Below are 25795 nucleotides of genomic sequence, written 5' to 3' on the forward strand. Positions count from 1 at the left end.
CCAACCCAACCTAGGGGCTGAGCAGCTTTCGCAGTTCCGAAAACCCCTGTTCGAACAGATTATTCAACGGCCCTGCCATTAGCGGGACGATGAATAGCAGGATAATGAAGGCAACGCCCAGGGTAAAAGGGAATCCTATCGCGAACAAATTGAGCTGTGGCGCCGCGCGGGTCAGGATGCCGAGCGCCATATTGGCTATCAGCATGGCGGCAACCACCGGTAGCGCCAGATGCACTCCGCTTTTGAAAATATTTCCTCCCCAATACACAAGCTGCCGCGAAAAGCCGGCGCTTACAGGCGTAGCCGAGACGGGCAGGCTATTAAAGCTGTCCGCCAGAGCTGAGATCAGCAGCAGATGACCGTTGAGAGATACGAACAGGGTTGTCGCAATGATGACCAGAAACTGACGTATTACGCCGGTCTGGCCTTGGCTTTGCGGGTCGAAAAAGGCCGCAAAACCCAGCCCGGAGCTCATACTTATAGTGTCTCCCGCCATTTCGATCACAGCGATAATCATGCGAAACACAAAACCGATGCCGATACCGATAAGTACTTGTTGCGCAAGAATGAACAAGCCGGCCATGGAACCGACCTGAATGTCGGGCATGGCGGGAAGCGTCGGCGCGATCATCACTGTCAGCGCCGCGCCCAATCCGATTTTGACGGTTCCGGGAACCGACTGGTTGCTGAAGAATGGAGCCGTCGCTATGACAGCCAAAATACGCGCAAGCGGCCACAGAAAAAAACTGAGCCAGGCGTTGATTTGCGCGCTGGTAAATTCGATCACGCTGTTTCTCCTGGCAAGCCGATATTGCTGTCATTATCCGCGAAAGATACGAAAAGCATCTCGTAATCCTATCCGTGCCGCCCTTGCCGGTTAATAACGAGTAATGATGGGAATGCTTGTTAATACCTCACGCATGTAATCGAGAATGAGAGTCAGCATCCACGGTCCCAGTATCATCAGCGATGCTAAAACTCCGAGAAATTTAGGGATGAACGATAGCGTGGCTTCGTTGATCTGCGTTGCGGCCTGAAAAATACTGATCACAAGACCGACTATCAAAGCGGTCAGCAGCGGCGGGGCCATCAACTCCAAGGTAATCTCCAGCGCATGGCGTCCCATGGTTATAACGGTTTCAGGCGTCATGCGGTGCACCCACTTGATTCTTGCCTTGCGCGGGTATAAGGGAACTGTGCAACGGCGGGCCGGGAGAGAAGGGTTATGTAATGGGCCATCAGGCAACACTTAATAAAAACTTTCGGCCAGCGAGCCGATCAGCAGTTGCCAGCCGTCCGCGAGCACGAACAGGATTAATTTGAAGGGTAGTGAAACGATGGAAGGAGAAACCATCATCATGCCCATGGACATCAATATGGTGGCCACCACCATATCGATGATTAAAAAAGGGATAAAGACGCTGAAACCAATCTGGAAGGCTGTCTTCAGTTCACTGGTTACAAAGGCGGGAATCAGAATACGAAACCCCACGCTTTCAGGTCCCTCCAGAGGCGGGACATTAGCCATTTTGGCGAACAGGGCCAGATCGGTTTGACGTGTCTGGCGCAGCATGAATTCCCTTAACGGTTTGCCTCCTATATCCACTGCTTCCAACAGGCTGATGCGGCTCTCGGAGTAGGGTAGATAGGCGTCCTGGTATATGCGATCAAAAACCGGCCCCATGATGTAAAACGTCATAAACAGCGCAAGTCCCATCACAACCTGATTTGGCGGTGCGCTTTGCGTTCCCAGCGCCTGACGTAGAAACGACAGCACGATGATGATGCGGGTAAAACTGGTCAGCATCAGCAGGGCGGCAGGTAGAAACGACAATGAGGTTAAAATCAGTAGCGTTTCTATTGGCAGGGCAAAGCTTTGTCCACCATTGGCCAGCGGCGTGCTGGTGAAACCCGGCAAGGCTGGAGCGGATGCGGCCATGACAATATTCATGGGCATAGCCGATAGCAACGCGGTCAGCAATGGAGCTAAAACGCAAATTTTTTTACTCCGCATTGGGTTTGTCCATATATCGAGACAACCAGGAGGAAAAATCGCCGGCGACAACGGCTGCCGGTGGGTCGGGCGTTAACTCCTGACGCGGCAACTTGGCCAGCATGCACATGCGCCCCGGAGTAATGCCGATAACCAGCCATTGGTTTGCGATTTCGACTATCGCTATGCGCTCGCGAGAACCCAACGCCAGTGTGCCTACAACCTTGGCTGCCATGCCGTTGCGGGCGTTCATGAAGTGCAAGCGTCGAAGCGACCACGCGAATACGGCAATAAAAGCCAGAACAAGAACGAGTCCAGCCAGCATTTGCAAAGAATCTGTCGCAGTGGAAGTAAAGACGCCGTTCGGGCTCATTTGTTCAGTTTACGGATACGCTCGGCCGGAGTGATGATATCCGTCATACGGATACCGAATTTGTCGTTGACGACGACAACTTCTCCCTGAGCGATCAGAAAACCGTTCACCAGCACATCCATGGGTTCGCCCGCCAAGCCGTCCAGTTCAACCACCGATCCTTGAGCCAGATGCAGCAGATTTTTAATTGTGATTTTGGTGCGTCCCAACTCAACTGTCATTTGAATGGGGATATCAAGAATAAAATCCAGATCCTGCGAGTTTTCGTCCGCTTTATCTGCGGCGCTCTTAAGCTCCTGAAACGGCATGGCGGCAGGCGCAGTTTGACGCGCTTGTTCGGCGAGCGCGGCGGCAAATTCATCTTCTAAAGATATATCTTCAGTAGCCATACTTAGCCTCTTGTACTATGGCGTGGGTTGCTTCTATATCATTGATTGATAGCATGTTTTTTATGCGTATTGCGCGATGACCGTTAAATATCCCATAGCTGCATTCAGAAACCGGCACACCGTTTATTTTTGCGATGATGATTTCCGGTACTTCGAAAGGGATAATATCCCCTACTTTCATGTTTACGATATCTTCCATTCTGAGTCTGACCGAACCCAGGTCGGCTATTATCTCCAGTTCGGCAGCCCGGATCTGGTGCGATAGCTGATTCATCCAGCGATTACTGCCGGTTATGGACTCGCCCTGCACGCTGCTGGCCAGAATTTCCCTGAGCGGTTCCAGCATGGTGTACGGAAAGCAGATATGCATTTTTCCGCCCCCTGCCTCTCCTGCGTCCAAGGTAAAGCTGGCGGTAATCACCGGCTCGTTGGGCGTGGCGATATTGACGAACTGGGTGTGCATTTCCGAACGCTGATAAACGAACTCGACCGGATATACCGGTTCCCAGCATTTGGTGTAGCAGTCGAAAATAAGATCGATAATGCGCTGGATAATACGCTGTTCGGTTTCGGTGAAATCGCGTCCTTCCACCCGCATGGTAAAACGCCCATCGCCGCCGAACAAGGTATCTACGCACATGAATATTAACGTAGGTTCCATCACTATCAAGGCTTGCCCGACCAGCGGTTTGACATAAATCAAATTAAAGTTGCTGGGTACGACCAAGCCGCGTATAAAGTCGCCGTACTTGGTGACATTAAGCATTTGACGGGATATTTCTATATTCCGCCGCAGTAACCCGAACATTTCCTGCTTTAGCAGGCGGTTGAAACGATCGTTGATCATTTCCAGCGTAGGCATGCGCCCACGGACAATACGTTCCTGGGTCGCTAAATTGTAAGGCCTGACGCCGTCCGGGTATTCGTTGCCCTGATCAGGTATGTCATCGGGCTCGTTCGTTACCCCCTTGAGAAGCAGGTCGACTTCATCCTGCGAGAGCATTGCATCCATTGTGCCGCTTACCTTTATTGAATCACAAACGACGTAAAGAAAACCGCTGTAACTTCCTGCGCGTCTTTGCGTCCGGTAAACGGCTGGTTGATCTGTTCGATTATTTCATTGGCCAGTACCGTTTTGCCTTCGGTTGTCGATATATCGGACCCCGCTTTACTGGACAGCAATATCAACAATCGGCTTCTGACTTCAGGATTGAATTGCTTCAGCTTCTCCGCCTGTTCTTCATCGCTGACCTGTAATGATAATGTGATCTGCATTCGTTTGCCGATAGGACTGGGCTGAAGGTTGACAATGAACGGCTCCAGGGTAAAGAAAACCGGCGCTGCTGTAGACGTTTCCTTTTCAGTACTTTCCTGCTCGGGAACAGCAGGGCTGCGTGAAACAAAGTACCAGACACCCCCGCCTACGGCCGCCAGCAAAACAAGCACCGCCAGTCCGATCAGCAAGGGTTTACGAAACTTGTCGCGTTTGTTTAACGGTTCATCATCGAGTTCGAGTAGTTCCATAATTGCCGATCATTATCCGTGGAGTAAATCCGATATTACAAGCTTCATCAAAGACCACAGAACAGAATAACGATATTTAACGGTTACAGTCAATGGTTACCTGGGTGTCAGCCTTTCTTTCGGTCGTTTGAGCGAGTTAAAGATTTTAATTGTAGCGGTATTGATGTATGGGTTAGCCGATTGAATTACAAGTGTACTCGCCGGTTGAGTCCTCGTTGTTTAGGGGGTATGAACCCTTCGGCAGGTCGAAAAGGACACACGCCGAAGGGTTCAATTGAATAGCTTAATCAACCTTATATCTCTGTGCATGCCGGTACCCCTGGCTGCATTTTCTCAGACCGGCAACTACCGACAGCTTTAAACATGCGTATCGATCAAGCCTATTCCCGCGCTTTGTTGATTGATCTGCGGCGTGACGAGAGTTTCTACGCCGGTTACCAACTCACCATTATCGCCGGAAAAAAAAGATTGTGACTGTGACTGTGGGCGGTTGTTGCCGGCCCAGTTACTGGACGGCGTGTCCCCTGAGCCTACGCTGGTTTGTCCGAGTTGTATGCCGGCGCTATCCAGCATTTCCCGCAGGCGCGGCATGGCGGCTTCAAGCGCTGCACGCGTTTCAGGGTGGGCGGCGAGAAATGATGCGCCCAATTGGTGGGTATTGTCGGATAAATTGAGCACGATACGCATAGGCCCAAGGTCAGGCGGGTTTAGCGTTAAAGTAGCGGTTTGCTGCTGGCTGTTCGCCATCCAAGCAACCTGCTGACTCAGCGCCGTGTTCCAGTCCTGGCTGCCTACAGGAGGGCGCAGGCTGTCGCTGGCGCCTGATACCACTGAAGAAGCGTTGATCTGGCTTTGCGGAACTATTGTTCCCAGCGCGACCATGCCGTCGGTTTGTTGGGCGTTCAAACCGACACCGACCTGGTGCGTCGTGGCGGTGGCGACGCTGGGCGTATTAGCTTCCGTTGATGCCATGTGCTGTACGATGGATGCTGCATTTTGTACAGCAGCGGATTCCGAGGATGCGGATGAATCTGCCATGACCGCATTTCGGTCGGTTGGCGTTGTTGCCTGGGATAAGCTATTATTCGCTGCTGGCGCGTTCTGAACGGATGCTTTGCCGGGTGCCGGTGTACTGGCGACCGGGACTGATAAACCCGTCAGTGGCTGAGTCGCCTGAGCTGCTTTGAGTGAGGCTGACGAAACCGCGCTGTTTCCCTCCAGACTCGCGGGTGATGTTTGCTCAGACGCTGTTTTTGCCGTTTTCCCACTGGTAGTCTGCTGATAACTCAGGGCGGTATTTTGCAAGGCGGCGGTAGCTATGGTCACGGCATCCGGCGGCAGTGCCGTGGCTACCGCATTCTGTTTGTTGGCAGCGTCGGCTTCTTGTGCGCCATCGCCTGGATTCTGCGTAGCCGGATTCTTATTTTGCGGCGCTGCGTTTGTTGCCGATCCGGAAACCTGGGCGCTTCCGACCATGCTGGCGACGCTGTCCATCAGCGCGGCGATGGCCGTTGCGCGGGAAACCGGCGTCATGTCAGCCGGCGATGTAGAAGCGGACACTGCAGTTGGCGTTGTTGCCGATTGAGTAACCCCTGATTGCTCGTCGGCCTGCTTCGTCATCGTCGTATTGGAAATATCACCGGCAGTTTGCCGCTGAGCGGCAGAGCCGGATGCCGTATGTTGTGAGCGAGAAGTTTTTCCGGCAGTCGCGGCAGTATTGGGGGGTAAAGACGTTGTCGTCTGATTCGTGTCGGATACACTGGAAGTAATCGTATCAGTAGGCGTTGCGACCACGATTGGCGTAACAGCGGCGATATCGGCAATTGCCGTTGCGGCAGTAGACGTTGCCGGCGACGTTGATATATTGGACGTGGCTGCGGCGTTAAGCGTCGTAGATACATCGGACGCGGTCGCTGCATCAGGCGTCGTTGATGAATTGGACGCTGTCGCTGCATCAGCCGTTGTTGAAGCATCGGGTAATGTCTGCGTATTGGAAGTCGTTGATGCGTTCGGCGTTTTTTGAGAATTGGAAACTGTTGATGTATCCGGCGTTTTCGAAGTATTGGACGTAGTCGCCGCATTGGACGCTGGCGATGCATTGTTCGAAGTCGGCGCGGGAGTTCCTGCTGCCTGGGCGTTTGTGTTGACCTGGCTTGTTGGCTGCGCCTGGGCGTTTGAGCCGTGCTGATTACTGCTCAGCTGACCGGAAAGTATTTGACTGAAGTCCAGACCTGCGCCGACAGAAGTGTTTTCATTTGAAAACGAACTGATACCAGAGCTGGCTGGGGGGGTATTTAACGGATTAACAGCGATTGTAACCATCTGCGCACCTCACTAACGTGAATTTTTTCGATGCTGCTTTGTTAGTGAAGCATACTCGTCCATCAGCTTTTGATCAAGGCGATTTTCTCGATGCAGACGCTTTTTTTCTTCCTGTGCCTGCAATACGTCGAAGGACAGGCGTTTACGTTCCGCCGCCTGCCAGACACCGCGCGCGTTATCCACACGCTCCTGTATTTTCTCGACAATCTGCTGTTGTCCGGCGATGGTGCGATCCATATTTGCCATAAAAGCCTGAAAGTTGCTGTACTCCAGTATAGAAAGTCCTTCCACCATGCGCGCAGCGCAAATATCGCGGTATTCTTCTCTATATTGTTCAAGCACAGCCAATTTGTTTGCCGCAACCTCTTTTTCCCTTATGGCGTCGCTCATGCGCACTGCCGTTTGTTCCGCTTCACGAGCGGCCAGTTCAACCAGTGTCGCGAGCGATGAGTTTTCCACCATAATGATCAAGCAAATAGTGCAGATAGTCGGGAAAGGGATTCTGTCACGTCGGAGCGTTCGTTTATGCCTTGCTGCAAATAGGCCGCAATGTCGTCGCGCCGGTGAATGGCTTCGTCCAGTACGGGGTCGGTACCCGCAACGTAGGCGCCGACGCGAATCAGATCGCGCGCGCGTTCGTAACGCGAATATAATTGTTTCAGGCGGCGTGCGAGATTCAGGTGTTCGGGCGTGGTAATTGCCTGCATGACGCGGCTGATCGACTGTTCGACATCAATGGCAGGATAATGTCCGCTTTCCGCCAGCGACCGGTTCAGTACGATATGTCCGTCGAGAATGGCGCGCGCCGCATCGGCAATTGGGTCCTGTTGGTCGTCGCCTTCGGTCAGCACGGTGTAAAAGGCGGTAATGGAGCCGCCGCCTTCCATGCCGTTGCCGGCCCGCTCCACCAGTGCAGGGAGCTTTGCGAAAACCGACGGCGGGTAGCCTTTGGTTGCGGGCGGCTCGCCCAGCGAGAGTGCAATTTCACGTTGCGCCATGGCGTAGCGGGTTAAGGAATCCATGATGAGGAGCACATCATGGCCCTCGTCGCGAAAAAATTCCGCGATAGCGGTGGCATAGCTGGCGCCCTGCAACCGCAGTAACGGCGGCGCGTCCGCCGGCGCGGCGATAACCACCGAGCGCGCCAAGCCTTCTTCGCCCAGGTTGTGCTCTATGAATTCTTTGACTTCGCGTCCGCGTTCGCCTATCAGGCCAACCACGATAATATCTGCGGTGGTATAACGCGCCATCATTGCCAGCAGAACGCTTTTGCCAACGCCTGAACCGGCAAACAGGCCCATGCGTTGCCCGCGTCCGACAGTCAGCAGGCCGTTAATGGCGCGTACGCCTACATCGGCTATTTCGGTAATCGGCGTTCGCGCGAGCGGGTTGATGATGCGCCCGGTCAGCTGCGCCAATTGCTCAGTATGTATGGGGCCGCCTCCGTCAAGCGGTTTGCCAGCGCCATCAAGTACGCGTCCGAGCAAGGCCATGCCGACCGGCAGGCGTCTTGCGTGGCTGTTGACCGGGGAGGCGCCCTCGTCCAGCTCCCGCGCCGACGGAGGGAGGCAGGCGTATTCCTGCACGTAGACCGGTGTGCCTGGAAGTATGCCCTCGACTTCACTGTGCGGCATCAGAAACAGGGTGTTTCCTTCGAAGCCGACCACTTCTGCGTCGACGTTGTTGCCGTTGGGCATGGGTATCGAGCAAGCTGCGCCTATGGGCAGTTGCAAGCCGACTGCTTCCATGACCAGCCCGGTAACGCGTGTGATACGTCCCGAAGTTCGTATCGTATCCAGCCCGTTCAGTCTTGCGTGCGTTGCCGCAAAACCACGCGCCCAGCGGTGCAGGGTAGGTGGTGGACTGGCGTTTACGCCGTCAGTCATTCCGCGCCTCCTCCTACAATCTGGCGCGAGATGCTTTCCGGAGTTTTCCGGCGCTCACGCTCCACCAGCCACTCGGTATTGCCTCCCAAAGCGAGGGCGAGCCGGCGCCAGCGTGTTGACAGCGATGCATCGACTTGCGTATCCGGGGTTTCCAGCAAGCAGCCGCCGCGTTCCATATTCGGATTGGCGCTCAGTTTCCACGATGCCTGTTCCAGTTCTTCTCCCATGTGATGTTTTAGCAAGGCCAGATCATCGGGATGCAGGTGTAATTGTGCTCCGCCTTTACTGTAGGTGTCGCGAACCAGCCCATTTATTAGCGGGAGCAATAACTCCGGATGTACCGGGAGCGCGGTTTTTAGTATGGCGCGGGTGAGGTCCAGTGCCAGGGTTTGCAGATCCTGAGCGATCAATTCGTCCGCATGCTCTCGTTCGGCCTGGAAGCTCTCCATAATCGCCATGATTTGCGTTGCGGATGCTTCCCCCAGTCTACGGCCTTCGGCCATTCCTTCGCTCATGCCCTGTTCATGGCCGCTGTTGTATCCGTCCGAGTAGCCTTGTTGCTTGCCTTCGTTGTAACCTTGCTGCCGTCCCTCCGCTATGGCTATTTCGGTTTCTTTCTGGCGCCGCAGCAGTTCGATGTCTTCTTTGCTATCTTCATGCCGAGGCGTTTCGAGGCTTTGCATGGACCAGCGCACGTAGTTAGACATAGCCGTCCTCCAGGCCTTGTCTTGGCATGATGACCTGATCTTCGTCCACCAGACGCCTGACGATTACCAGTATGTCTCTTTGACGTGCGGTCACATCGCTGATGCGCACCGGCCCCATCAGATCAAGCTCTTCGCGCATGGCCGCCGCGGCGCGTTGCGACATGTTCTTGAAGACTTTTTCGCGGAGTTCCGGCGGTGCGCCTTTCAACGCGATCAGTAGTGCGTCCTGCGGCACTTCGCGTATGATGATCTGCATGCTGCGGTCATCGAAGTCGACCAGGTCGTCGAAGACAAACATCTCGTCTATAACTTTTTGCGCCAGGTCTTCGTCGTATTCCCTGATGTGCTGAATCAGGCCGCGTTCGGTATCGCTGGGGGCGATAAAGTTGAGTATTTCCGCTACCGCGCGCGTTCCTCCCATCTCCCACTTTCTCATGCCGCCGCTGTTGGTCAACAATTTTGTCATGACTTCGTTCAGTTCGCGCAACGCGAAGGGCTGTATGCCTTCCAGGGTGACGATGCGCAGTATGACATCGTTACGGAGCCGTTCGTTTAAATGTGTGAGAATTTCGCAGGCGTGGAAGCGTTCGAGATGCACCAGTATGGTCGCGATGACCTGCGGGTGTTCGTTATTGATTAATTCGGCGACTGCTGCGGGGTCCATCCATTTCAGGCCTTCGATACCGCTTACGTCGCTGCCGCCTCCCATGATGCGGTGCAGCATGGACGCAGCCTTGTCCTCGCCCAGCGCCTGAGTTAATACGCCACGTATGAAGTCATCGGCATCCACCGTCAGCGGCACCAGGCCTTTTACCTGGCTGTCAAAATCGAAAATGACTTCTTCCATTTGATCCTGCATGACGGATCTCATTCCGGCCATGACTTCGCCCAGCTTTTGAACCTCCTTGGGCTGCAGAAACTTGATGACCTCTGCTGCGTCGTCCTGGCCGATGGTAAGCATCAGAATGGCGCTTTTCTGGACTCCGTCGATCATTTTTTCACCTTTTCTTTCTCTTCTTCAGGTTTGGCGTTTAACCAGCCCTGGATAATCTGCGCGACCAGGCGCGGTTCGTTACGGGCCAGTTCTCTGGTTCTTTTGAGTTTTTCCTGGTAGAGGGTGGGGCGCTCGGATCGCGGCTGTCCGGTGAGCTCGTCAATTTCTTCTTCCGCCTCCACTTGCTGCGTCAACTGGGTTTGCAGCGCAGCCAGGCCTGGCTCGCCTGTTTCGGGTGCTACTTCCCCTGCTTCCTGTCCGGCAGGGAGCGCTGGAGTCGGCGGTGGTGGGAACATGACGTCATTCAAGCGGGCCAGCAGCGGTTTGAGCGCGCGCCGGTACAGTACCAGTATGATGATACCCAGCAGCAGATAGCGCGCAACCTCTTTTGCCAATGCGATGTTTTCCGGTTGTTTCCACCAAGGCAACTCGGGCAGCTTTTCTGGCGCAGCCGACAGGAACGGACTGTTGACGATACTGAACGAGTCGCCGCGCTCCTTGCTGTAGCCCATGGCTTCCTTGACCAGGTTGTTCAGCTGCTGGGTTTCCGCATCCGATAATGCCTGCGCCGGTGAGCCAGGGTTGTCGCCGGGCTTGCGATAGTTGACGACAACGGCGACGGTCAGTCGTTTCATTCCACCCATGGGTCTTTGAATATATTGTACCGTTTTGTCGACTTCGTAGTGTGTCGTCTCGTCCTTGTGCGTGTTAACCGGCGTTTGAGGCGCTGCTGAGATGTCCGGTTGTTGCGGATTGATCAGCGCGCTGGATTGAGCCGGCGCTTGCGGTTGGTTGGAAAGGGCGCCCGGAATGCCTGATGCCGTAGTCGAAGATCCCACCGATTCACTGGATTGCTGGCTGCGTATGGCGGTGTTGGGCGGAGGATTGGGCTTGTAGTTTTCCGCGGCCTGTTCGCTACGGCTGAAATCGACTTCCGCAGTCGCCTCCGCCCGGACATTGCCTGCGCCTACAATGGGCGTCAGTATCGATTCGATGCGCTTGACGATGTCATTTTGAACGTCATGAATATATTTAAGCTGAGCCGGATTGGGGCCGGAGCTGTTTTGCTCGTTCATCGGTTCGGACAGCAGATTACCGTTTTGATCGACGACGCTGATTCCCTTGGGGTGAAGATCCGGAACGCTGCTGGCGACGAGATGCACGATGGCGTTGACCTGGGCCTGATCGAGGTAGCGACCCGGGTGCAGGTTGATAATGATTGATGCCGTCGGTTTTTGTTGTTCGCGTGTGAAGACGGTGGGTTTCGGCAATGCCAGGTGTATGCGGGCCGATTGAATGGAGCCGATGGTTTCGATTGAGCGCGCCAGCTCTCCTTCGAGAGCATGCTGAAAATTCACCTGCTCCAGAAATTGGGATACCCCCATTTTCTGGTTGCTCATCAGTTCGAAGCCGACGTTGCCGCCTTTGGGCAGGCCCTGAGCCGCCAGTTTGAGCCGGGTATCGTGCACCTGGGCTGCGGGAACCAGTATGGCGCCGCCGCCCTCGGCATACTTGTAGGGAACGTTCATTTTTTGCAGTTCGCCGACGATGGCTCCACCGTCGCGGTCGCTGAAGTTGGCCAGCAGCACGCGGTATTCGGGTTCCTGTCCCCACAGCCAAACTCCCGCCATCGCAGCCGCGATGGCCGCAACGCCCAAGGTAATGATCAGCTGCCGTCCGATGGCGCTGCTAAAAAAGCTCGCAACGGGCGAGGATGCGGAGACTTCGATCAGTTCGGCGTCGTTAGCCATGGTAATCGGTTGTCATGCGGTGGGGATTGATTAAAGAGATTAAAGACCGTTCGAATATACAGGCATGCTTCTAAGTATACCCACTTTACATAAAAAGCACAGACTACTGTATCCATCGGATTGGATTTGTTATAGTCCCCATTAATTCACGCCTTGCGGAGGGAATATGAAAGTAGGTGGAATCGAACAAAGCAGCATAGAATCCATGGTTGCGCAATTACGCAGCATAGCGGCTCAGACGCAGGATGTCGGCACGGGCTCTGCACTGACCGGCGTATCACCCATCGGGTCAGGCGCCGGAGCGGGGCCGGTGAATTTTGGCGATGTATTGAAGGCGACGCTTGATCAGGTGAATGAGCGCCAGCAGGCGGCGGATAAAATAGGCCAGCAGTTTGCGATGGGCGATGACAGCGTCAATATCTCCGACGTGATGATTGTCGGGCAAAAAGCGAATATTTCCTTGCAAACCGCGGTGCAGGTACGTAACCGGCTGGTTTCGGCTTATCAGAGCATTATGAGTATGACGGTTTAGCGTCATGGCTGCCGTCACATTTGTAACGCGCAAATTTGCCGATGCTCTCAAAGCAGCCGATATCCCTGACAACCTGGCCGGGAGCTGAAGCCTCCGTATATTGATTGAGTCAGCGCCGCTTCATTAGATGAAATTAATATGCTGCACATCCTGTTTAACCAGCTTGTCGAGGTAACGGTTTACTTCGTCCATACGGCAATTCAGACGGCACTCGTGGATATCGAGTTCTTCGCGTACATAGCGGAAGTTTTTGCGGCGGGCTTCACCCTCCCAAATATCGCGAAAGGGAGATTCATTGATATTGCCGTACTCAAAACGAGGGTCGAGTAGATAGGCGCTGCATCCATACACCGCTCCGGTTGACATGATATAGGCCCAGAAGGCCGGAGTGGCCTGGCAACGATTATAGCGATGCGCATCGCCCTCGTCGTGCTTCTTCATGGTGTTCTCGCGGTAGACTACATTGAAGCGGTCCGTATTCAACGCCGCCAATTGTGATTGCAGTTCGGCATAGCCTTGATAATCGATATCCTGATAGCGTTGGGTCACGCTGAAAGCGTGTTGAGAATAGGGTTTGATCACCAGATAGTCCAAACCGATCTCGTCGCGGCAAATAAGGGCCAGCCTCTCCACCTCGGCGGCATTTTCCGGCAGCAGCAATATCTGGGCGCCAAGCACGCAGGAGTAGCCGCCCTGACGGCGCGCCTCCACCATGCGCTTGAGGTTGGCCTGCACCCGCTCGAATTCGCGTTCCTTGGTTTGGTGGATCCGGGAGTAAGTTTCCGAGGTTCCCGCATTCACCGATGCCTTGATCCACGACATCAACGGCAATGCGCGCTCGACAAAAGCGTCGGAAAGTATGGAAGCGTTGGTGGTCATCGCGGTATCGATTCCTGCGGCTGACGCGGCCATCACCATGCGGTCGATTTCCGGGTGCAGCATGGGTTCACCTTCCCCGGCGAACATCACGCTCTTCACGCCTTGCCGGCCCATCTCCGTCAAAGCGCGCTCGATGACTCCCAAAGGCAGGCGGACAGGTTTGTAGCCGATGTAATCAACGGCGCAAAAGGTGCAACGGTGATTACAGGCGCCTACCGGCGATATCTCCACATAGAGCGGGTAGATTGTTTTCATCTTCTCCCAGTCGTCTCCGGCGTCGAGAAATTGCGCTACCCGACGGGGGTGGTAGATGAGTTTGTGACTGTCAATGGCGTAGCGGTCGGACATGGTATTTTTCTCAGAAAGGGCCGCGAAATTCACGTTGAGGAACATCGTGTGGCGTGGTTCTGTACAGTCGGCTGACGAGCTCGGTATCAGGCACCGCAGCATTGAGGTGGGATACTATTGCGCGGGCAACGTGAAGCGCATCCGGGTAGTAATCCTTGCTAAGGTGGTGCGAGGTCGGTGCGGGTATATCCGGTAGCGCTATACGTAGTGGCGGACGCCGTAAGGAACCGAATACCGTTTCGGTGACGCTCGCAACCAATTCGCCGGCAATGCCGCCGGTTTTCCATGCCGTGTCGATTACAATCAGCACGCCGCTGTTTTTGACCGATCCAATGACAGTGGCTATATCGAGAGGCCGAACCGCTCGCGCGTCGATTACTTCAAGCTCGATTCCCAGCTCGGCCAACGCTGTTGCGGCCAGCAGCGTCTCGACCACCATGAAGGAAAAGGCCACCACAGTGGCGTCCTTGCCATGACGACGAATCGCGGCTTTATCGAGGGGGACGGTGTAGGGCTGTGTCGGTACGTCGTCAGCAATGCCGTGCAGCCAGCGATGTTCGATAAAAATCACCGGGTTGTCATCGCGGATTGCCGCAAGCAACATTCCCTTCGCATCATGTCCGCTTGACGGCATCACCACTTTGAGTCCCGGCACATGGGCGAACAAACCCTGTAAGCTTTGCGCATGCTGCGGTCCCTGCCCCCACCCTCGGCCAACTATTGCGCGAACCACCAACGGTACGCTGACTTGTCCGGCGAACATGTAACGCCATTTGGCTGCGTTGTTTACGAGCTGATCCATGCACAATAGAGTGAAATCGATACGCTGATGCACCATAACCGGCCGTAAGCCGGAAATGGCTGCGCCGATGCAAATACCCGTCATGCCGTTTTCGGCAATCGGCATGTCAAAAACCCGCGAGGCGCCGAAACGTTCCTTGAGACCTGAAGTGGTGCCGAAAATTCCCTTGGGATCAGGCACCCCTTCGCCGATCAGGATTACGCGTTCATCCTCGGCCATGGCCTGCTCCAGCGCCTCACGAATCGCTTCGGCATGGGTTATTTGGCGCGTATTGGCTGTATTCGTTTCAGGCATACAAATATCTCGGCAAGTCTTCGTATTGCGGGACAGCTCCAGCCTGCGCGGCGATGAATGCTGTTGCGATTTCCTCGGCGATTTCACGCTCGGCATTTGCCACAAAGGTTTGACCTTCGGGCGTGGCGCCCAATGCCGTGGCAAGCCGTTTAACCGGGCAGGCGTCTATCCACTTGGCTATCTCCGTTTCCGGGCGATATCCGAGCGCATCATCACTATTCGGGCCGCAATGCTCTTTCCAACGATAGGTCGGGCACTCAATGAATACCGGACCGCTTCCTGCGCGCAAGGCGGCAACTGCGCCGGCTGCGGCCTCGAATACGGCCATCGCATCGTTACCGTCGGCGGTCATGGCCTTGCATCCGCTGGCGGCAGCAACCATATGGATAGGCCGTTTCGGCTGGCGCGTGGATAGCTGCGTATAGCATGCGTAGAGATTGTTCTCGCAAACGAACAGCACGGGCAGTCGGTGCAAAGCCGCGAAGTTGATGGATTCGAATACCGCGCCTTCCTCGAAGGTACCTTCTCCAAAAAACACGGCAATGATCCTGTTTTCGCCACGCAGGCTTGCCGCCCAGGCGGCGCCGACCGCCAAGGGTACCGTCGCTCCGACTATAGGCACGGCGCCCAGGAATCCGGCGGCCAGATCTATCATGTGCATCGATCCGCCGACGCCTTTGCAGCAGCCTTCGGCTTTGCCGTAAAGTTCAGCCAGCATGGCGGTCAGATCGCCGCCTTTGGCGAGGTAGTGCGCATGGGCCCGATGGTTGCTAAAAACCCCGTCCTGACTTGCCAATGTAGCGCATACTCCCGCCGCCACCGCTTCCTGACCGATAGACAGATGTACCGGACAGCGCATTTCCTGTGCCGCGTAATGCTCGGCGATGGCCTCCTCCACCCGGCGAATACGCAGCACCGTGCGATAGAGTGACTTTATGTGGCCAGTGGTAGCAGCGTTATTCATGGTTCTATGTCTTTCGTGTTTACAGCGGGCCAGGCCTGTTCAGCCAGCAGGCCAAGGGCGGCTTGATGAACGCTTTCCACTGAAATATGGGTTATGCATGGTGTTTCTTTAGGGCAGAACGTTTCGAGACAAGGTATGCAATCCCAGTCGAGAGGCGGCATAATTTTGGTGAGAAGTTTCCCCGACACTTCGCTTGCAATAGTTGGCCCGAAAAGACCTACCACGGGTTTGCCCAGCGCCAGGGCAATGTGCAGGCCAAGTGAATCGTTGGTAACAACGACGCGACAGCTGGCGATCCATTCTATATAGTTTTCCATGTCGTTTTCACCCTGCTGCCAGCAAACCGAGTGCTCTTTCGATAGCTTATCATAAAGGCTTTTCCATTGCGTTTCAGGCCAACGTTTGAGCGGAAACTTTTTACCGATAAGGTGATTCAGGCCCACATCATAGCGGATTTCAGAGCGGGGACGGTAGCCGAGCAAATAGGGTTGGCCCGTATATTTGTGTCCCAGCATTTCATAGAGAATTTCTGACCAGGATTTTGCTTTCTTGCGTTTGGCAGTCGAATCGGTGGTAAAGCTCAGTGCTTCGTCAGCATGGTCGTAGGCAACAGCAGAATGCGTTTGCGGATCGAGCCTGAACCCATAGCGTCTCCACGCCGGGATGCGGTCGGATACGGCGCAGATTCCGGGCTCTTTCTCGAAGTTGATAACGATATCGAACCATTCGGACAGCAGTAAATGCGGTGTGAATGCGTTCACCGTCAGCAAGCGGTGGATATGGGTGTTGCCCTTCAGCAATGGTATGCCTTTTTTGTCTACCAGCCAGGTGACCTGAAAATGCTCGGGCGGAAACAAATGCAGGATCACCGTGGTTCGAAGGATATCCCCCAGACTGACCATACCGCTGTCATCTGGGTCCAGCGTCTCGCTATACCCCGGTTTGATGACGAGCACGCGTTTGAGTTTCTCGCCGGCAGTTGTTTGAGTCTCGTGCATGATTGTCAGCGGTCGGTGGGTGCAAAGAATCGGCTCGCCAGCTCCAGGTTGTCGATCTTGTCATAAAGACTTTCCGGCATGCGGATATTGCGAATCTCGACGGAGGTATGAGAGATGCCCTGATCGTAATAGCTTTGGAAACGGTCGTTTTTGATCTTGGTGTCACAGCCGATGCAGCGCCCGTATTGATGGCAGGCGCGATAAACTTCCAGGTCGGACATCGCAAAATCAGGGTCCAACAGGTGCCCGACAGGCGCAAGGATCCGGCTGGAAAATATTCCCGCGCCGCTTTCCTTATACCGGAAGTCTTGCGCTTCCAGTGCTTCGAACTCCCTTAGCGGCCCGCCGCTAACCCAGCTTTGGTAAAGGTAGAAATGGCAGCCCCAGACGAAACCCAGCGGATCGATCAATAACTCGGTTGTACGGCATTCGCAGCTTAGCGTCCTTGGGTGGATCCCGCCGGCAATCAGATCGGTTGAAAACGGATAGAGGTAATGGCCGTAAAGCTTACCGTCATGAAGACCCAGGAATTCCTTGGTTTCGAAAGGCACCCGCCCGGCATAAATCGCTTCCATCTCGGCAGTTAACCGATTTTGGGGGTGAGCCACCATATAGATGCCGACATCGCTGTCGGCTTTGACCGGAGACACGCGAAAGCCATAACGGGATAGCGCCTCGCAGCGAGCTACCAGCTCGGCGAAGCCGTGTCCGTGCCAGACACGGTTCATCTCTTCGGCGTGATAACTGACGCGTATCGATGGGTAGGGGGCATCCCGTTGAAGCTTGTGTTGCTGTCCGTTCAGGTTGTTGGCGAAAGCTTCGGGTTTCACGGGGAAATTCGTGAGCAGGTCGAAATAGTGCTGGGTTCCGGACAGTATCTGGCCTACCCCTTTGCTGCCCCAGTAAAGCATCGGTTCGCCGCCTTGCAGGGTGATCGGCAGGTCCTGACGGTACGGTATGCGGTTCAGCGCTCGCGTCCATTCGTCTGGCGTCAGGCAGATTCGCTGCGTTTTGGCCTTGATTGGGAATAAACTTTCGCGTTGCCCTTTTTGTTCCGGATCGTTGATGCAGTAGCTGCAGCTCAAATTGCACTGGAGCGTGAGGAACGCCCCGACATAGTTCAGCGTATCGGGTAATTTGAGTTCTGGTAGCGTCATAAGGTTTCCTCCGTCGATTTCCGCGTGCACCACTCCCGCCATAGCTGCCGGTATTCCTGCTCTACGATTCGTGCGTATGCGGCCTGATCCCCGATGACCGATGAAGTAAAAATACCTCGAAGTTGCCGGCGGAGAGAGGCCAGGGATTGCAGGTCGCTTGCCTTTTGGACGGCGAGCTCGACGTATTGTTCCTGGCTTTCCGCGATCCAATCGGTTAATCCAAGTGTCGTCATGATCGAAGCCGACAGTCTTCCTACCGGGGTAGGCCAGCGCAGGGTGATCGCCGGCACTCCCATCATCAGGCCTTCCAGCGCTGTTACCCCGCCGCCATGCGGGAACGGGTCCAGCGCAATGTCGATCTGATTATAAGCCTGCATATGCTCTGCCCATGACGAGCCCCCCCGTATGATAATCCTCTCTGCAGCCACTCCGTTAGCGGTGAAATGTCCGGTAATCCGTTCTCGGGTCAAGGCATCATCCAATTCTCTTGTTTTGAGAATCAGTCTGCTTTGGGGCAGCGCCAGCAATACTTCCGCCCATGCATGATAGGCGTATGTTGATATTTTCGATAAACGGTTGAGTGAGCCAAAGGTAACGATTCCGTCCGGCAAGGCGGGCAGTTCATTCACTTCCGGGAAGTTATCGGCAAAAAAAGATCCTACCACGCTTGGCAGATACCTGATCTCTTCGCCGAAATAGCGTTTGTCTTCAGGCGGCACCATCACCGGGTCGGTCAGGAACACGTCCATAGCCCTCATCCCGGTACCCGTCGCATAGCCCCAGGCGGTTATCTGGATCGGCGCCGGCTTGCGCGCGAAGATCAGCAGGCGGTGGTTTGCACTGTGTCCTGATAAGTCGACCAGAATATCGATCCGGTCTTCTCTGATCATGCTCGCCGCAGCATCATCCGATAATTCGGCGATATTGCGCCAAACCGTTACGCTTTGCTTGAATAAATCGGTGTATCTGTCTTCGCTTTCCTTGAAATTGTAGTAAGCAAAGACATCAAATTGCGAACGGTCATACTGGGTCAGCATGCCGCCGAAAACCCTTACCGCGGAATGGTCCCTGAAATCGGCGGATATATAGCCGATTCGCAGGCGGCGAGTGGGGGTGGGGTCGTTGCTATGATCTGCCTGCCGCCATAAGGACGCCGCGTGCACTTGGTCCCATTTCTTGCGCTCTTCATGCAGTTCGGCAAAATCAGCCGTGTCCGCCATATCCAGAAAAAAGATCAGGTTGCTATGCACTTCGACATAGTCCGGCTTGATTTCCAGCGCCCGGCGGCAACAGGCGATCGCCTCGTCCAGCCTGCCTTGCAGCTGGTATATTACTCCCAGGTTCATATAGGCTTCGACATAATCCGGATTGACAGAGAGCGCCTTCAGGTGATGGGCGCAGGCCTCTTCCAGATGGAATTGCCCCTGGAGTAGGCACCCCAGGTTGTTAAGCGACTGCAAAAATTCAGGATTGAAAAAGAGCGCACGCCGGTAACTCGCGATGGCCTCGTCCGTTTTACCTTGGGTTTGGAGAGCAAATCCGAGGTTGTGATGAGCTTCGACAAAGTCCGGGTTGATAGCGAGCGCCGCAAGGTGGCTGGCGATTGCTTCGTCCAGTTTTCCCTGGTTGTGCAAGCGAAGTCCCAGGTTGGCATACGCTTCCGCACAGTCCGGATTCAACGCAATAGCCTGCCGATAGCTAGCCATTGCTTCGGCCTCATGCCCTTGATCCGCCTGCGCTATACCCAGGCGGTTATAGGTTGCGGCGGAATCCGGTTGGTATACGAGGCAGTTGCGGTAGCTCTCGATAGCTTCGTCCAGCTTGCCTTGACGGTAGAAAATGATCCCCAGGTTGAGATGTGCGTCCGCAAAGTCCGGTTTGATAGCGATCGCCTGTCGGTAACTGGCGATGGCTTGCTCATGCTCGCCCTGATCCCTGAATACATTGCCGAGGTTGTTATGCGCTTCGGCATAATCCGGTTTGACGGCGATCGACTGTTGGTATGCGGCGACCGCTTCGCTCAGTTTTTCTTGCGAGTGAAATATAACTCCGAGATTGTTATAAGCCTCGGCATAATCCGGCCGGTATGCGAGTGCTTTGCGGAAGCTGGCGATCGCTTCATCCGGTTTGTTTTGTGAACCCAGCGTATGCCCCAGGTTATAATGTACTTCCGATGAATCGGGCTTGAGCGCGAGTGCTTGCAGGTATTTCGCAAGCGCCTCATCCAGTTTGCCTTGATCTCTAAGCGCATTTCCCAGGTTACATAGCGTATCGGCAGAGTCCGGTTTGAGGGCGAGCGCCTGTTGATAGTAGTCGATCGCTTCGTCCGTTTTGCCTTGATCCCTGAGTACATTTCCCAGATTACCGAGTGTTTCGACGGAGCCGGGCCTGAGGTCTAGCGCTTTCCGGTAGCTGTCGGCCGCAGCATCCAGTTCGCCCTGAATTTTGAGAGTCAGTCCTAGGTTGTGGTAGGCGTCGACATAACCCGGTTCCAGCTCCAGCGCGCTACGGTAGCAGGCTATTGCCTCATCCAGATCGCCTTGAACTTTGAGCGCAAGCCCCAGGCAGTGATGCGCTTCGGCATAACCCGGTTTTATGTTAAGCGTCTCGCGAAACAGGGCGATGGCGCTTACCGTGTTTCCCATTTGGTAAGCAATCATGCCTGATAGATACAGCGCATCGGGGTGACCGGGCTGTCGTTGCAATATTTGCTTGTAAATCGTTTCTGCCTGGACCAGATGTCCGGCGTTATGATGCGCCAGCGCTTCCTGAAGCAGGTCAACTGTTGCCGTTTGATGCATATCGGTTGTTTTCATATCCTAATGGTCAGCTCATCTGCGGTAAGAAGGAAGTTTGGTGCGTTACGCAAGTGATTACCCAATTCAAGAGCAGGTTGATCGATTGCCTGTATCTTATACATGGTCATAGCATTTTCTCAGGCCATGTTAACCAGTGCCGCATGCTGTTCACTGTCACCGGGATAATCGTGTGCGAATTTGTTGCGGGTATTACGCGTATCCTGCCACGTTTCCGCGCACCGAATATATACCAGTTTCACCTGTCGGTTAAGCTCGTTTACCATAGGGCGTTCTTCATAGGGTTCCAACAGGTATGGCAGAATAGGCGGAAATAAACGGCTACCCGTCGCATCCTGCAGTTTGGTAAAACGCAAAGGTAATTGATCCAGGCTTTGCACCTGCGCATCAGTATTCAGTTCCATTCTTTCCCCTAATGTTATTGGCAAAATGGGGTTGAGCGCTTGGCGCAGATGATGGAAGTTGCGTTCGCATTCACGCCACGCGTCTTGCAGCCGCAGAAGTGAAATATTGTTGCTCACAACAAAATACCTGTTTGTCCGGCAACGGAAAAAGTCGGGGGCGAGTTTTGCGCGAAGGGTAATCCGGCAACACAGCTATTTTTTTGCTTGCCAAGTATCGATTGGACTCCGGACAGGAATGAAACTTCCGCTCGCACTATTTCATCATCGACCTGAACGGCTTCGATCAAAAGATCGATGTCGCCTCCTCGCATACTGTCATCCGCTTTCGAGTCAAACAAGCATACATGGGCTCCTGCACCAAAGATTTCTGTAACGGCTTGTGCGAATTATGCCGCGTTGTTGCCCGGTTAGGCGCATCGTTTTCATTATTTCGTACAAACCATAGCAATGGAAGAATCGCTATCAACGACAGCATTGGCAACTATTTGGCCCCTGGCGGTCCGAGCGCGCGCAGTTCCGGGTTTTGCGCGTCCACGGAGTAAAGCCATGCAAGGAGTTCGGCAACCGCTCGGTACAGTTCCGGCGGGATTTGCCGGTCAAGCTCTACCTGCATTAACAAGGCTACCATTTCCCTGGATTTATGCACATAAATACCATGCTCTTCGGCGCGAGCGATGATTTCTTCCGCAATCAGCCCCCGCCCTTTGGCGACTACGACAGGCGCCGCTTCTCCAGCCTGATAGGCGAGAGCTACTGCGGTACGCACCTGCGCGGCGTTGTCGGCGGCAGCGTGTTCCGGTTTTATTCTTGCTTGCTCATTTTCCGGCATCAGTGCGTACGCTCATAGCGTCGAGCCGAGTACCTGCATCGTCCAATGCGCCGGCGAGTCGCAGGGCTTGAGCACGCATGGCGCTTGCAGCCGTTTCATCTGCGGCGTTGATTTGTACCTGAACCTGACCGTTACTGTAAAAAACGCTGGCCTGTATTTTTCCCAAATGCGGCATTTCGAATTGCATGTCGCTGCGCCATACTCTTGAAGTATTCTCATCCTCGGTTTGCGTTTGGCTATGCTGTCCGGATGTATCCTCTTTAACTTCCCAGTACATCTGTTGTCCAGGCCAGATTTGTCCTTGCCAGACAATCCGATTCTGCTCCAGCGTGTTCAACTGCTGGGCGACAAGCTGTGTCAGCGTGGCGTTCAAGGGTTCGGACGGTTTGGCTGCGGCAGAGTCGGATGCTGTCGGCTGTCGGGCCTGCGGTTCCTGAAGAAGTTCGCTCAAGGCGCGCTCGTTTTGTATCGTTTCTCCGATATGAGATTCATAAAACAGTCCGCTGAGTTCTACGGTACTTTGCAGCGCCTTGGCGATTTCCGGGGTGGACGATAACGAGGCCGGCGCCGTTTCCAGTATCGGTTTGCTGCCCTGCAGCGCGGGCATAGCCCCTTGTTGTCGGGCCATCTGCAATAGCTGGTCGATCAATTTGCCGGTAGCGCTGAATACCGTCGTGGTCAGGTTCCCGCCGCCGGCAGCGGTTTCTGCCGCTATCTGTTCAGGTAATGGCGCAGCGGCTTCTGTCGTTGCGATTTCGCTTAGCTTCCCGGCATTTTCCGGTAGTTCATAGCCGGAACGCGCCGTTATCGCCTGTCTGTCCTGCAGGACGGTTTGCTTGCCGGTTTCACCGATGTTTTCCAGCAGCGCGCTGGTTTCGTGTTCATCCTTGGCGAACAGGTTTTGCTGACTGCTGCCGCCCTTCTCGCCCTGTGGCGATTTACCGACCTGCGTTGCCGGAGGAACCGCGCTTGGCGGCATCGGCGGCAGCATGTTGGGGAGAGGGGTGGCGGGGATGGGTAGTATGGCCACGATAGCACCGTCGGATCGATCCTGAGCTACGGCGAGTATGCGTCAGTCAGCGATATCCGCACTCGATTGATGCGCATCTGTCCTGATACTTGCCTATGCCACTGATTCACAGCGCACTCCAGCAGCTTTTCCTGAGCCAGTATTTCGGCAAGAAGACGCATCTTGTGATCCTTGGCGGCGGGGCTCAGCACGGAAGGGGAAAGCGCTTGCAGGGCGTCCAGAATTTCGCCTTGCTCGGCGCTCAGTTTTACCACCGAAGAAAACTCCTGCGCGTTGGCCGCCTCCAGCATTTCTCCGGTTTTGGCTGCCAGCGCTTGATAGAGCTTCAGCTCGGTAATTGCCAGCGGCGCGGTAATCATGCAGGCGACTCGGCAAAACGATAGGCGCCAGCCGCCGTCTGTTGAGGGTTTGGTGTGGTCGTGGGTTCCTGGGATGGCGCAGGGGGTGGGTGGGATGGGTCGATACTGTCCCATGCCGACTTGAGCTCACCCAGCAGACCAAGTACTTCATTCAGTTTGACGGGGTCGTTTTCCATATTGGCCTGTAACAAACGCATGGCCATATAGGAATAAAGTGATTCGAGATTATTGGCGATTTCGCCGCCTTCCTTGTGATCCAGCGCGCCTCTGAGGCCGCTTTCGATGATCAGTATGGCATGCGAGATCGACTTGCCCTTGGCTGCAACGTCATGTTCGCTCATTTGCCGCACGCTGTTGCTGATGGCGGTCATCGCGCCTTCGAACAGCATCGCTACCAGCCGGTGCGGGTTGGCGGCAAGAACGCCGGTTTCCAGTCCCACCTGTGCGTAGGCGTTGGCTCCTCTACTTCTTGTGGCGGGTCCAAACATGGCGGTTCCTGCTCGGTAAGTTAAGATGTGTAAAAGTTAACGGCTCATCGCGGCGAATTGCGCGTTAAGATACGAACTGGTCGACGACATCTGGCTCAATACGGTTTCCAGCGCGGTAAACTGCGCGGTGTATTGCGCCTGCAACGCATCCAGATGCGCCTGCATGGCGGTTTCCTGATCGGTTATGAGCTTCGCCTGGCTTTTCAGGGTTGTGGTTGCCGTGGCAATGGTGCCGCTGGTAGTGTTCAATTGCGCATCGAGAAAATTGTTCAGCGTTTGTCCGAAGTCGGAAAACCCCGCCAAGGCGCCGGTGGGGTTGCTTGCCATCGCCGAATTGAGCGTGGCGGTGTTTAACGACAGCGTGCCGTCGCTGTTGAGTGATACGCCGAGATCTGCCAGGGAGGTAAAGCTGCCGGTACCCTGATAGGCGCTGCCAAGGCCGGTGCTCATCTGGCTGAAGGTCGTGCTCAACATGGCGCTGAGCTGGTTCTGGAGGCTGTTCGGTATAACGTCGCCGTTCAATACCCCCGCTGTCTTGGTGCTTGTATCGTAAGCCGTCAACCCCCTGAGCGTGCTGTGGGTGCTGTTATAGGCCGTTACGAAACTGGAGATCGCGCTGTCGATCGAACTGGTGTTCAGGCTGACGCTCAGCGTGCTCGTTCCGGTCGACACCAGACTCAGGGTAACCCCTTGCAGCGCGCCACTGACGGTATTGGACGGCTCGGTGGTGGCGATGCCGTCTATGGTAAGCGCCGCGTTCAGCGGCGTGGTATAGCTCAGATAACTGCTGTTTGGAGAGCCGTTGGCCGTAATGGTGCCTGATGTATTGGTATTGGCCGCAGTGGATGAGGCGTTCCAGTTCAGCGACGCCAGGTTGCTGCCTGTGGTATCCGTGCCGGTGACGGTAAACGCGTTGGCTGTGCCGCTATTCGCCGAAGTCAGCACCAGATGATTCTGGGTGCCGTCGTTAACGATGGAGGCGGTTACGCCGGTATTGGCGTTGTTGATGTCCTTGACGACATCGGCCAGCGAACTGCCGCTGGCTATGGTCACGTTGGTCGCGCTGCCGCTTCCTACCGTAATGCTCAGGCTGCCGTTAAACGTAAAGTCGGTCGTGCTGAAACCGGCGCTGGTCAGCGATTGCGTTGCCGCCAACTGGGTTACCGCTATCGTGTGGGAGCCGGTGACGGCGGTGCCGTCGGAAGTCGCCGTTGCAACGCTGCTGGCGGTGCTGCTGACGTTTTGCGCCGTAATCGCGCTGCCGGTGCCATATAGATTCTGCGTTGCGCTGTACAGGCTGGCCAGACTGCTTTGTATCGAGCCGTAGGCCGATATTTGCGACTGGTTGGTCGTCAGTTGCGTCTTCAGGTTGTTCAGCGGGCCGGAAGAAGCGGACACCAGTCCGCTCACCAGCGAGGATACGTTGATGCCCAGTCCTGACGCGCCGGCATTGAAGCCGGATAAAATATTCAGGCCCGTGGTGCTTAAGCCCGATGTGGAAGATGTGGATGACATGGCTGACTCCGTGCCTGATTCAGGCGGTTGAGTTATGCAGGACGCCGGTAGTGGATATCAGGCCTTGCAGTTCATTTATGGCCTGCGCCAACGCGACAATTTCCTTGCTGGGGTATTGCGCGATTTCCTGATGCGTAGCGGTATCCGTGACTTTTACCACCTCCAGCCCGCTGCTTTTGTCCAGACTGAGTTGCGTCTGTACGTTCTGTTGAGAGTTGATGAATTTTTCCACGGTTGCTGCGGCTTTCTTGACCGTTTCAGCACTGAGATAGCCTGACGACGCGTCCGCTACCGGCGATACAGTCCCTGGCGTGGGTGTTGCTATGGGATCCGGCGCGCTCGACGCCGATGTCGCAGCGGTTGTACCCGGCTGCGATGGAATATTCGTTGGGGCGGCAGTTAGTGCCCCGGTACTGCCTAAGGCTGAAATGGACATGATGC

30 protein-coding genes are annotated in these 25795 nt (G+C 55.0%); 3 read left to right on the forward strand and 27 right to left on the reverse strand.

Going from position 1 to position 25795, the window contains the following annotated elements; all coding sequences use genetic code 11:
* Positions 1-10: 10 nt before the first annotated feature.
* The 8 genes from fliR to F6R98_RS21490 form a co-directional block, all read right to left on the reverse strand.
* Positions 11-787, reverse strand: coding sequence for a flagellar biosynthetic protein FliR (gene fliR / locus F6R98_RS03795; protein ID WP_153247839.1), 777 nt, complete (start codon positions 785-787; stop codon positions 11-13).
* 90 nt (positions 788-877) lie between these two features.
* Entirely contained in the window at positions 878-1150 is a 273-nt protein-coding gene (gene fliQ / locus F6R98_RS03800) for a flagellar biosynthesis protein FliQ (RefSeq protein WP_153247840.1), read from the reverse strand.
* Between the two features lie 99 nt (positions 1151-1249).
* Positions 1250-1951, reverse strand: coding sequence for a flagellar type III secretion system pore protein FliP (gene fliP / locus F6R98_RS03805; protein ID WP_315700431.1), 702 nt, complete (start codon positions 1949-1951; stop codon positions 1250-1252).
* A 52-nt stretch (positions 1952-2003) separates the two neighbouring features.
* Positions 2004-2366, reverse strand: a complete 363-nt coding sequence (fliO, locus tag F6R98_RS03810) for a flagellar biosynthetic protein FliO (RefSeq protein ID WP_153247842.1) — start codon at positions 2364-2366, stop codon at positions 2004-2006.
* Positions 2363-2755 (reverse strand): flagellar motor switch protein FliN, encoded by a 393-nt coding sequence (gene fliN / locus F6R98_RS03815; RefSeq protein ID WP_153247843.1) that lies wholly within the window; start codon positions 2753-2755, stop codon positions 2363-2365. Before fliN ends, fliO begins: the two co-directional genes overlap by 4 nt.
* Complete coding sequence (gene fliM / locus F6R98_RS03820; protein ID WP_153247844.1) at positions 2745-3767, reverse strand: flagellar motor switch protein FliM; 1023 nt, start codon at positions 3765-3767, stop codon at positions 2745-2747. The genes fliN and fliM overlap by 11 nt, the downstream gene beginning before the upstream one ends.
* Positions 3768-3781: 14 nt before the next feature.
* The gene (gene fliL, locus F6R98_RS03825) at positions 3782-4279 is read right to left on the reverse strand and encodes a flagellar basal body-associated protein FliL (RefSeq protein WP_153247845.1); all 498 of its coding nucleotides are present in this window, start codon (positions 4277-4279) and stop codon (positions 3782-3784) included.
* A gap of 357 nt (positions 4280-4636) precedes the next feature.
* Entirely contained in the window at positions 4637-5899 is a 1263-nt protein-coding gene (locus F6R98_RS21490; RefSeq protein ID WP_194270120.1) for a flagellar hook-length control protein FliK, read from the reverse strand.
* A gap of 127 nt (positions 5900-6026) precedes the next feature.
* Here F6R98_RS21490 and F6R98_RS21495 point away from each other — a divergent pair, with 127 nt between their 5' ends.
* A complete protein-coding gene (locus F6R98_RS21495) occupies positions 6027-6302 on the forward strand; it encodes a hypothetical protein (protein ID WP_194270121.1) in 276 nt (91 codons plus the stop codon).
* A 3-nt stretch (positions 6303-6305) separates the two neighbouring features.
* A complete protein-coding gene (locus tag F6R98_RS21500; RefSeq protein WP_194270122.1) occupies positions 6306-6467 on the forward strand; it encodes a hypothetical protein in 162 nt (53 codons plus the stop codon).
* A gap of 146 nt (positions 6468-6613) precedes the next feature.
* Here F6R98_RS21500 and fliJ read toward each other — a convergent pair whose 3' ends face one another.
* Genes fliJ through fliF form a run of 5 tightly spaced genes read right to left on the reverse strand, consistent with a single transcriptional unit; the run spans position 6614 to position 11939 of the window.
* Positions 6614-7063 carry a flagellar export protein FliJ gene (gene fliJ / locus F6R98_RS03835; RefSeq protein ID WP_228125075.1) on the reverse strand — a complete coding sequence of 150 codons (450 nt, stop codon included), beginning with the start codon at positions 7061-7063 and terminating at the stop codon, positions 6614-6616.
* 5 nt (positions 7064-7068) lie between these two features.
* Positions 7069-8487: a flagellar protein export ATPase FliI gene (gene fliI / locus F6R98_RS03840; protein ID WP_153247848.1), complete on the reverse strand. Its 1419-nt coding sequence runs from the start codon at positions 8485-8487 to the stop codon at positions 7069-7071.
* Positions 8484-9194 carry a flagellar assembly protein FliH gene (locus tag F6R98_RS03845; RefSeq protein ID WP_153247849.1) on the reverse strand — a complete coding sequence of 237 codons (711 nt, stop codon included), beginning with the start codon at positions 9192-9194 and terminating at the stop codon, positions 8484-8486. The genes fliI and F6R98_RS03845 overlap by 4 nt, the downstream gene beginning before the upstream one ends.
* Entirely contained in the window at positions 9187-10188 is a 1002-nt protein-coding gene (fliG, locus tag F6R98_RS03850; RefSeq protein WP_153247850.1) for a flagellar motor switch protein FliG, read from the reverse strand. Before fliG ends, F6R98_RS03845 begins: the two co-directional genes overlap by 8 nt.
* Positions 10185-11939: a flagellar basal-body MS-ring/collar protein FliF gene (gene fliF / locus F6R98_RS03855; RefSeq protein ID WP_153247851.1), complete on the reverse strand. Its 1755-nt coding sequence runs from the start codon at positions 11937-11939 to the stop codon at positions 10185-10187. The genes fliG and fliF overlap by 4 nt, the downstream gene beginning before the upstream one ends.
* Before the next feature lie 166 nt (positions 11940-12105).
* On the opposite strand from fliF, the gene fliE reads away from it, so the two are divergent.
* On the forward strand, positions 12106-12471 hold the full coding sequence (gene fliE / locus F6R98_RS03860; RefSeq protein ID WP_153247852.1) for a flagellar hook-basal body complex protein FliE: 366 nt from the start codon (positions 12106-12108) through the stop codon (positions 12469-12471).
* Between the two features lie 123 nt (positions 12472-12594).
* On the opposite strand, the gene F6R98_RS03865 is transcribed toward fliE, so the two are convergent.
* The 14 genes from F6R98_RS03865 to F6R98_RS03930 all read right to left on the reverse strand — a co-directional run bounded on the left by F6R98_RS03865 (position 12595) and on the right by F6R98_RS03930 (position 25790).
* The gene (locus F6R98_RS03865; RefSeq protein WP_153247853.1) at positions 12595-13698 is read right to left on the reverse strand and encodes a radical SAM protein; all 1104 of its coding nucleotides are present in this window, start codon (positions 13696-13698) and stop codon (positions 12595-12597) included.
* Positions 13699-13708: 10 nt separating this feature from the next.
* Entirely contained in the window at positions 13709-14794 is a 1086-nt protein-coding gene (locus F6R98_RS03870; RefSeq protein WP_153247854.1) for an alpha-ketoacid dehydrogenase subunit beta, read from the reverse strand.
* Positions 14787-15758, reverse strand: coding sequence for a thiamine pyrophosphate-dependent dehydrogenase E1 component subunit alpha (locus tag F6R98_RS03875; RefSeq protein ID WP_153247855.1), 972 nt, complete (start codon positions 15756-15758; stop codon positions 14787-14789). Before F6R98_RS03875 ends, F6R98_RS03870 begins: the two co-directional genes overlap by 8 nt.
* On the reverse strand, positions 15755-16756 hold the full coding sequence (locus F6R98_RS03880) for a glycosyltransferase family 9 protein (protein ID WP_153247856.1): 1002 nt from the start codon (positions 16754-16756) through the stop codon (positions 15755-15757). Before F6R98_RS03880 ends, F6R98_RS03875 begins: the two co-directional genes overlap by 4 nt.
* 5 nt (positions 16757-16761) lie before the next feature.
* A complete protein-coding gene (locus F6R98_RS03885) occupies positions 16762-17913 on the reverse strand; it encodes a 4Fe-4S cluster-binding domain-containing protein (protein WP_194270123.1) in 1152 nt (383 codons plus the stop codon).
* Complete coding sequence (locus F6R98_RS03890) at positions 17910-20729, reverse strand: tetratricopeptide repeat protein (protein WP_153247858.1); 2820 nt, start codon at positions 20727-20729, stop codon at positions 17910-17912. The genes F6R98_RS03885 and F6R98_RS03890 overlap by 4 nt, the downstream gene beginning before the upstream one ends.
* A 119-nt stretch (positions 20730-20848) precedes the next feature.
* Positions 20849-21133, reverse strand: coding sequence for a hypothetical protein (locus F6R98_RS03895; RefSeq protein WP_153247859.1), 285 nt, complete (start codon positions 21131-21133; stop codon positions 20849-20851).
* Between the two features lie 113 nt (positions 21134-21246).
* Positions 21247-21444, reverse strand: coding sequence for a hypothetical protein (locus F6R98_RS03900; RefSeq protein ID WP_228125076.1), 198 nt, complete (start codon positions 21442-21444; stop codon positions 21247-21249).
* A 170-nt stretch (positions 21445-21614) separates the two neighbouring features.
* Entirely contained in the window at positions 21615-21962 is a 348-nt protein-coding gene (locus F6R98_RS03905; RefSeq protein WP_153247860.1) for an EscU/YscU/HrcU family type III secretion system export apparatus switch protein, read from the reverse strand.
* Positions 21949-22992: a flagellar hook-length control protein FliK gene (fliK, locus tag F6R98_RS03910; RefSeq protein WP_153247861.1), complete on the reverse strand. Its 1044-nt coding sequence runs from the start codon at positions 22990-22992 to the stop codon at positions 21949-21951. Before fliK ends, F6R98_RS03905 begins: the two co-directional genes overlap by 14 nt.
* A gap of 26 nt (positions 22993-23018) precedes the next feature.
* The gene (locus tag F6R98_RS03915) at positions 23019-23351 is read right to left on the reverse strand and encodes a flagellar protein FliT (protein ID WP_194270124.1); all 333 of its coding nucleotides are present in this window, start codon (positions 23349-23351) and stop codon (positions 23019-23021) included.
* A complete protein-coding gene (gene fliS / locus F6R98_RS03920; protein WP_153247863.1) occupies positions 23348-23839 on the reverse strand; it encodes a flagellar export chaperone FliS in 492 nt (163 codons plus the stop codon). Before fliS ends, F6R98_RS03915 begins: the two co-directional genes overlap by 4 nt.
* Positions 23840-23875: 36 nt before the next feature.
* A complete protein-coding gene (gene fliD / locus F6R98_RS03925) occupies positions 23876-25354 on the reverse strand; it encodes a flagellar filament capping protein FliD (RefSeq protein ID WP_153247864.1) in 1479 nt (492 codons plus the stop codon).
* Positions 25355-25373: 19 nt separating this feature from the next.
* The gene (locus F6R98_RS03930; RefSeq protein ID WP_153247865.1) at positions 25374-25790 is read right to left on the reverse strand and encodes a flagellar protein FlaG; all 417 of its coding nucleotides are present in this window, start codon (positions 25788-25790) and stop codon (positions 25374-25376) included.
* Positions 25791-25795 lie beyond the last annotated feature (5 nt).

The sequence above is a fragment of the Candidatus Methylospira mobilis genome (genome assembly GCF_009498235.1).
Lineage (GTDB): Bacteria > Pseudomonadota > Gammaproteobacteria > Methylococcales > Methylococcaceae > Methylospira > Methylospira mobilis.

Bases quoted from the DNA above. Each gene is read 5' to 3' on its own strand.
- fliM (WP_153247844.1), bottom strand. From the start codon at position 3,767: ATGGATGCAATGCTCTCGCAGGATGAAGTCGACCTGCTTCTCAAGGGG.
- F6R98_RS03930 (WP_153247865.1), bottom strand. From the start codon at position 25,790: ATGTCCATTTCAGCCTTAGGCAGTACCGGGGCACTAACTGCCGCCCCA.
- fliJ (WP_228125075.1), bottom strand. From the start codon at position 7,063: ATGGTGGAAAACTCATCGCTCGCGACACTGGTTGAACTGGCCGCTCGT.
- F6R98_RS03895 (WP_153247859.1), bottom strand. From the start codon at position 21,133: ATGGAACTGAATACTGATGCGCAGGTGCAAAGCCTGGATCAATTACCT.
- fliO (WP_153247842.1), bottom strand. From the start codon at position 2,366: ATGAGCCCGAACGGCGTCTTTACTTCCACTGCGACAGATTCTTTGCAA.
- fliD (WP_153247864.1), bottom strand. From the start codon at position 25,354: ATGTCATCCACATCTTCCACATCGGGCTTAAGCACCACGGGCCTGAAT.
- fliG (WP_153247850.1), bottom strand. From the start codon at position 10,188: ATGATCGACGGAGTCCAGAAAAGCGCCATTCTGATGCTTACCATCGGC.
- fliQ (WP_153247840.1), bottom strand. From the start codon at position 1,150: ATGACGCCTGAAACCGTTATAACCATGGGACGCCATGCGCTGGAGATT.
- F6R98_RS03865 (WP_153247853.1), bottom strand. From the start codon at position 13,698: ATGTCCGACCGCTACGCCATTGACAGTCACAAACTCATCTACCACCCC.
- fliL (WP_153247845.1), bottom strand. From the start codon at position 4,279: ATGGAACTACTCGAACTCGATGATGAACCGTTAAACAAACGCGACAAG.
- F6R98_RS03880 (WP_153247856.1), bottom strand. From the start codon at position 16,756: ATGCACGAGACTCAAACAACTGCCGGCGAGAAACTCAAACGCGTGCTC.
- F6R98_RS03900 (WP_228125076.1), bottom strand. From the start codon at position 21,444: ATGCGAGGAGGCGACATCGATCTTTTGATCGAAGCCGTTCAGGTCGAT.
- F6R98_RS03890 (WP_153247858.1), bottom strand. From the start codon at position 20,729: ATGAAAACAACCGATATGCATCAAACGGCAACAGTTGACCTGCTTCAG.
- fliI (WP_153247848.1), bottom strand. From the start codon at position 8,487: ATGACTGACGGCGTAAACGCCAGTCCACCACCTACCCTGCACCGCTGG.
- fliN (WP_153247843.1), bottom strand. From the start codon at position 2,755: ATGGCTACTGAAGATATATCTTTAGAAGATGAATTTGCCGCCGCGCTC.
- fliP (WP_315700431.1), bottom strand. From the start codon at position 1,951: ATGAATATTGTCATGGCCGCATCCGCTCCAGCCTTGCCGGGTTTCACC.
- F6R98_RS21490 (WP_194270120.1), bottom strand. From the start codon at position 5,899: ATGACGAAGCAGGCCGACGAGCAATCAGGGGTTACTCAATCGGCAACA.
- F6R98_RS03870 (WP_153247854.1), bottom strand. From the start codon at position 14,794: ATGCCTGAAACGAATACAGCCAATACGCGCCAAATAACCCATGCCGAA.
- fliS (WP_153247863.1), bottom strand. From the start codon at position 23,839: ATGTTTGGACCCGCCACAAGAAGTAGAGGAGCCAACGCCTACGCACAG.
- F6R98_RS03885 (WP_194270123.1), bottom strand. From the start codon at position 17,913: ATGACGCTACCAGAACTCAAATTACCCGATACGCTGAACTATGTCGGG.
- fliF (WP_153247851.1), bottom strand. From the start codon at position 11,939: ATGGCTAACGACGCCGAACTGATCGAAGTCTCCGCATCCTCGCCCGTT.
- F6R98_RS03875 (WP_153247855.1), bottom strand. From the start codon at position 15,758: ATGAATAACGCTGCTACCACTGGCCACATAAAGTCACTCTATCGCACG.
- F6R98_RS03915 (WP_194270124.1), bottom strand. From the start codon at position 23,351: ATGATTACCGCGCCGCTGGCAATTACCGAGCTGAAGCTCTATCAAGCG.
- fliE (WP_153247852.1), top strand. From the start codon at position 12,106: ATGAAAGTAGGTGGAATCGAACAAAGCAGCATAGAATCCATGGTTGCG.
- F6R98_RS03845 (WP_153247849.1), bottom strand. From the start codon at position 9,194: ATGTCTAACTACGTGCGCTGGTCCATGCAAAGCCTCGAAACGCCTCGG.
- F6R98_RS03905 (WP_153247860.1), bottom strand. From the start codon at position 21,962: ATGCCGGAAAATGAGCAAGCAAGAATAAAACCGGAACACGCTGCCGCC.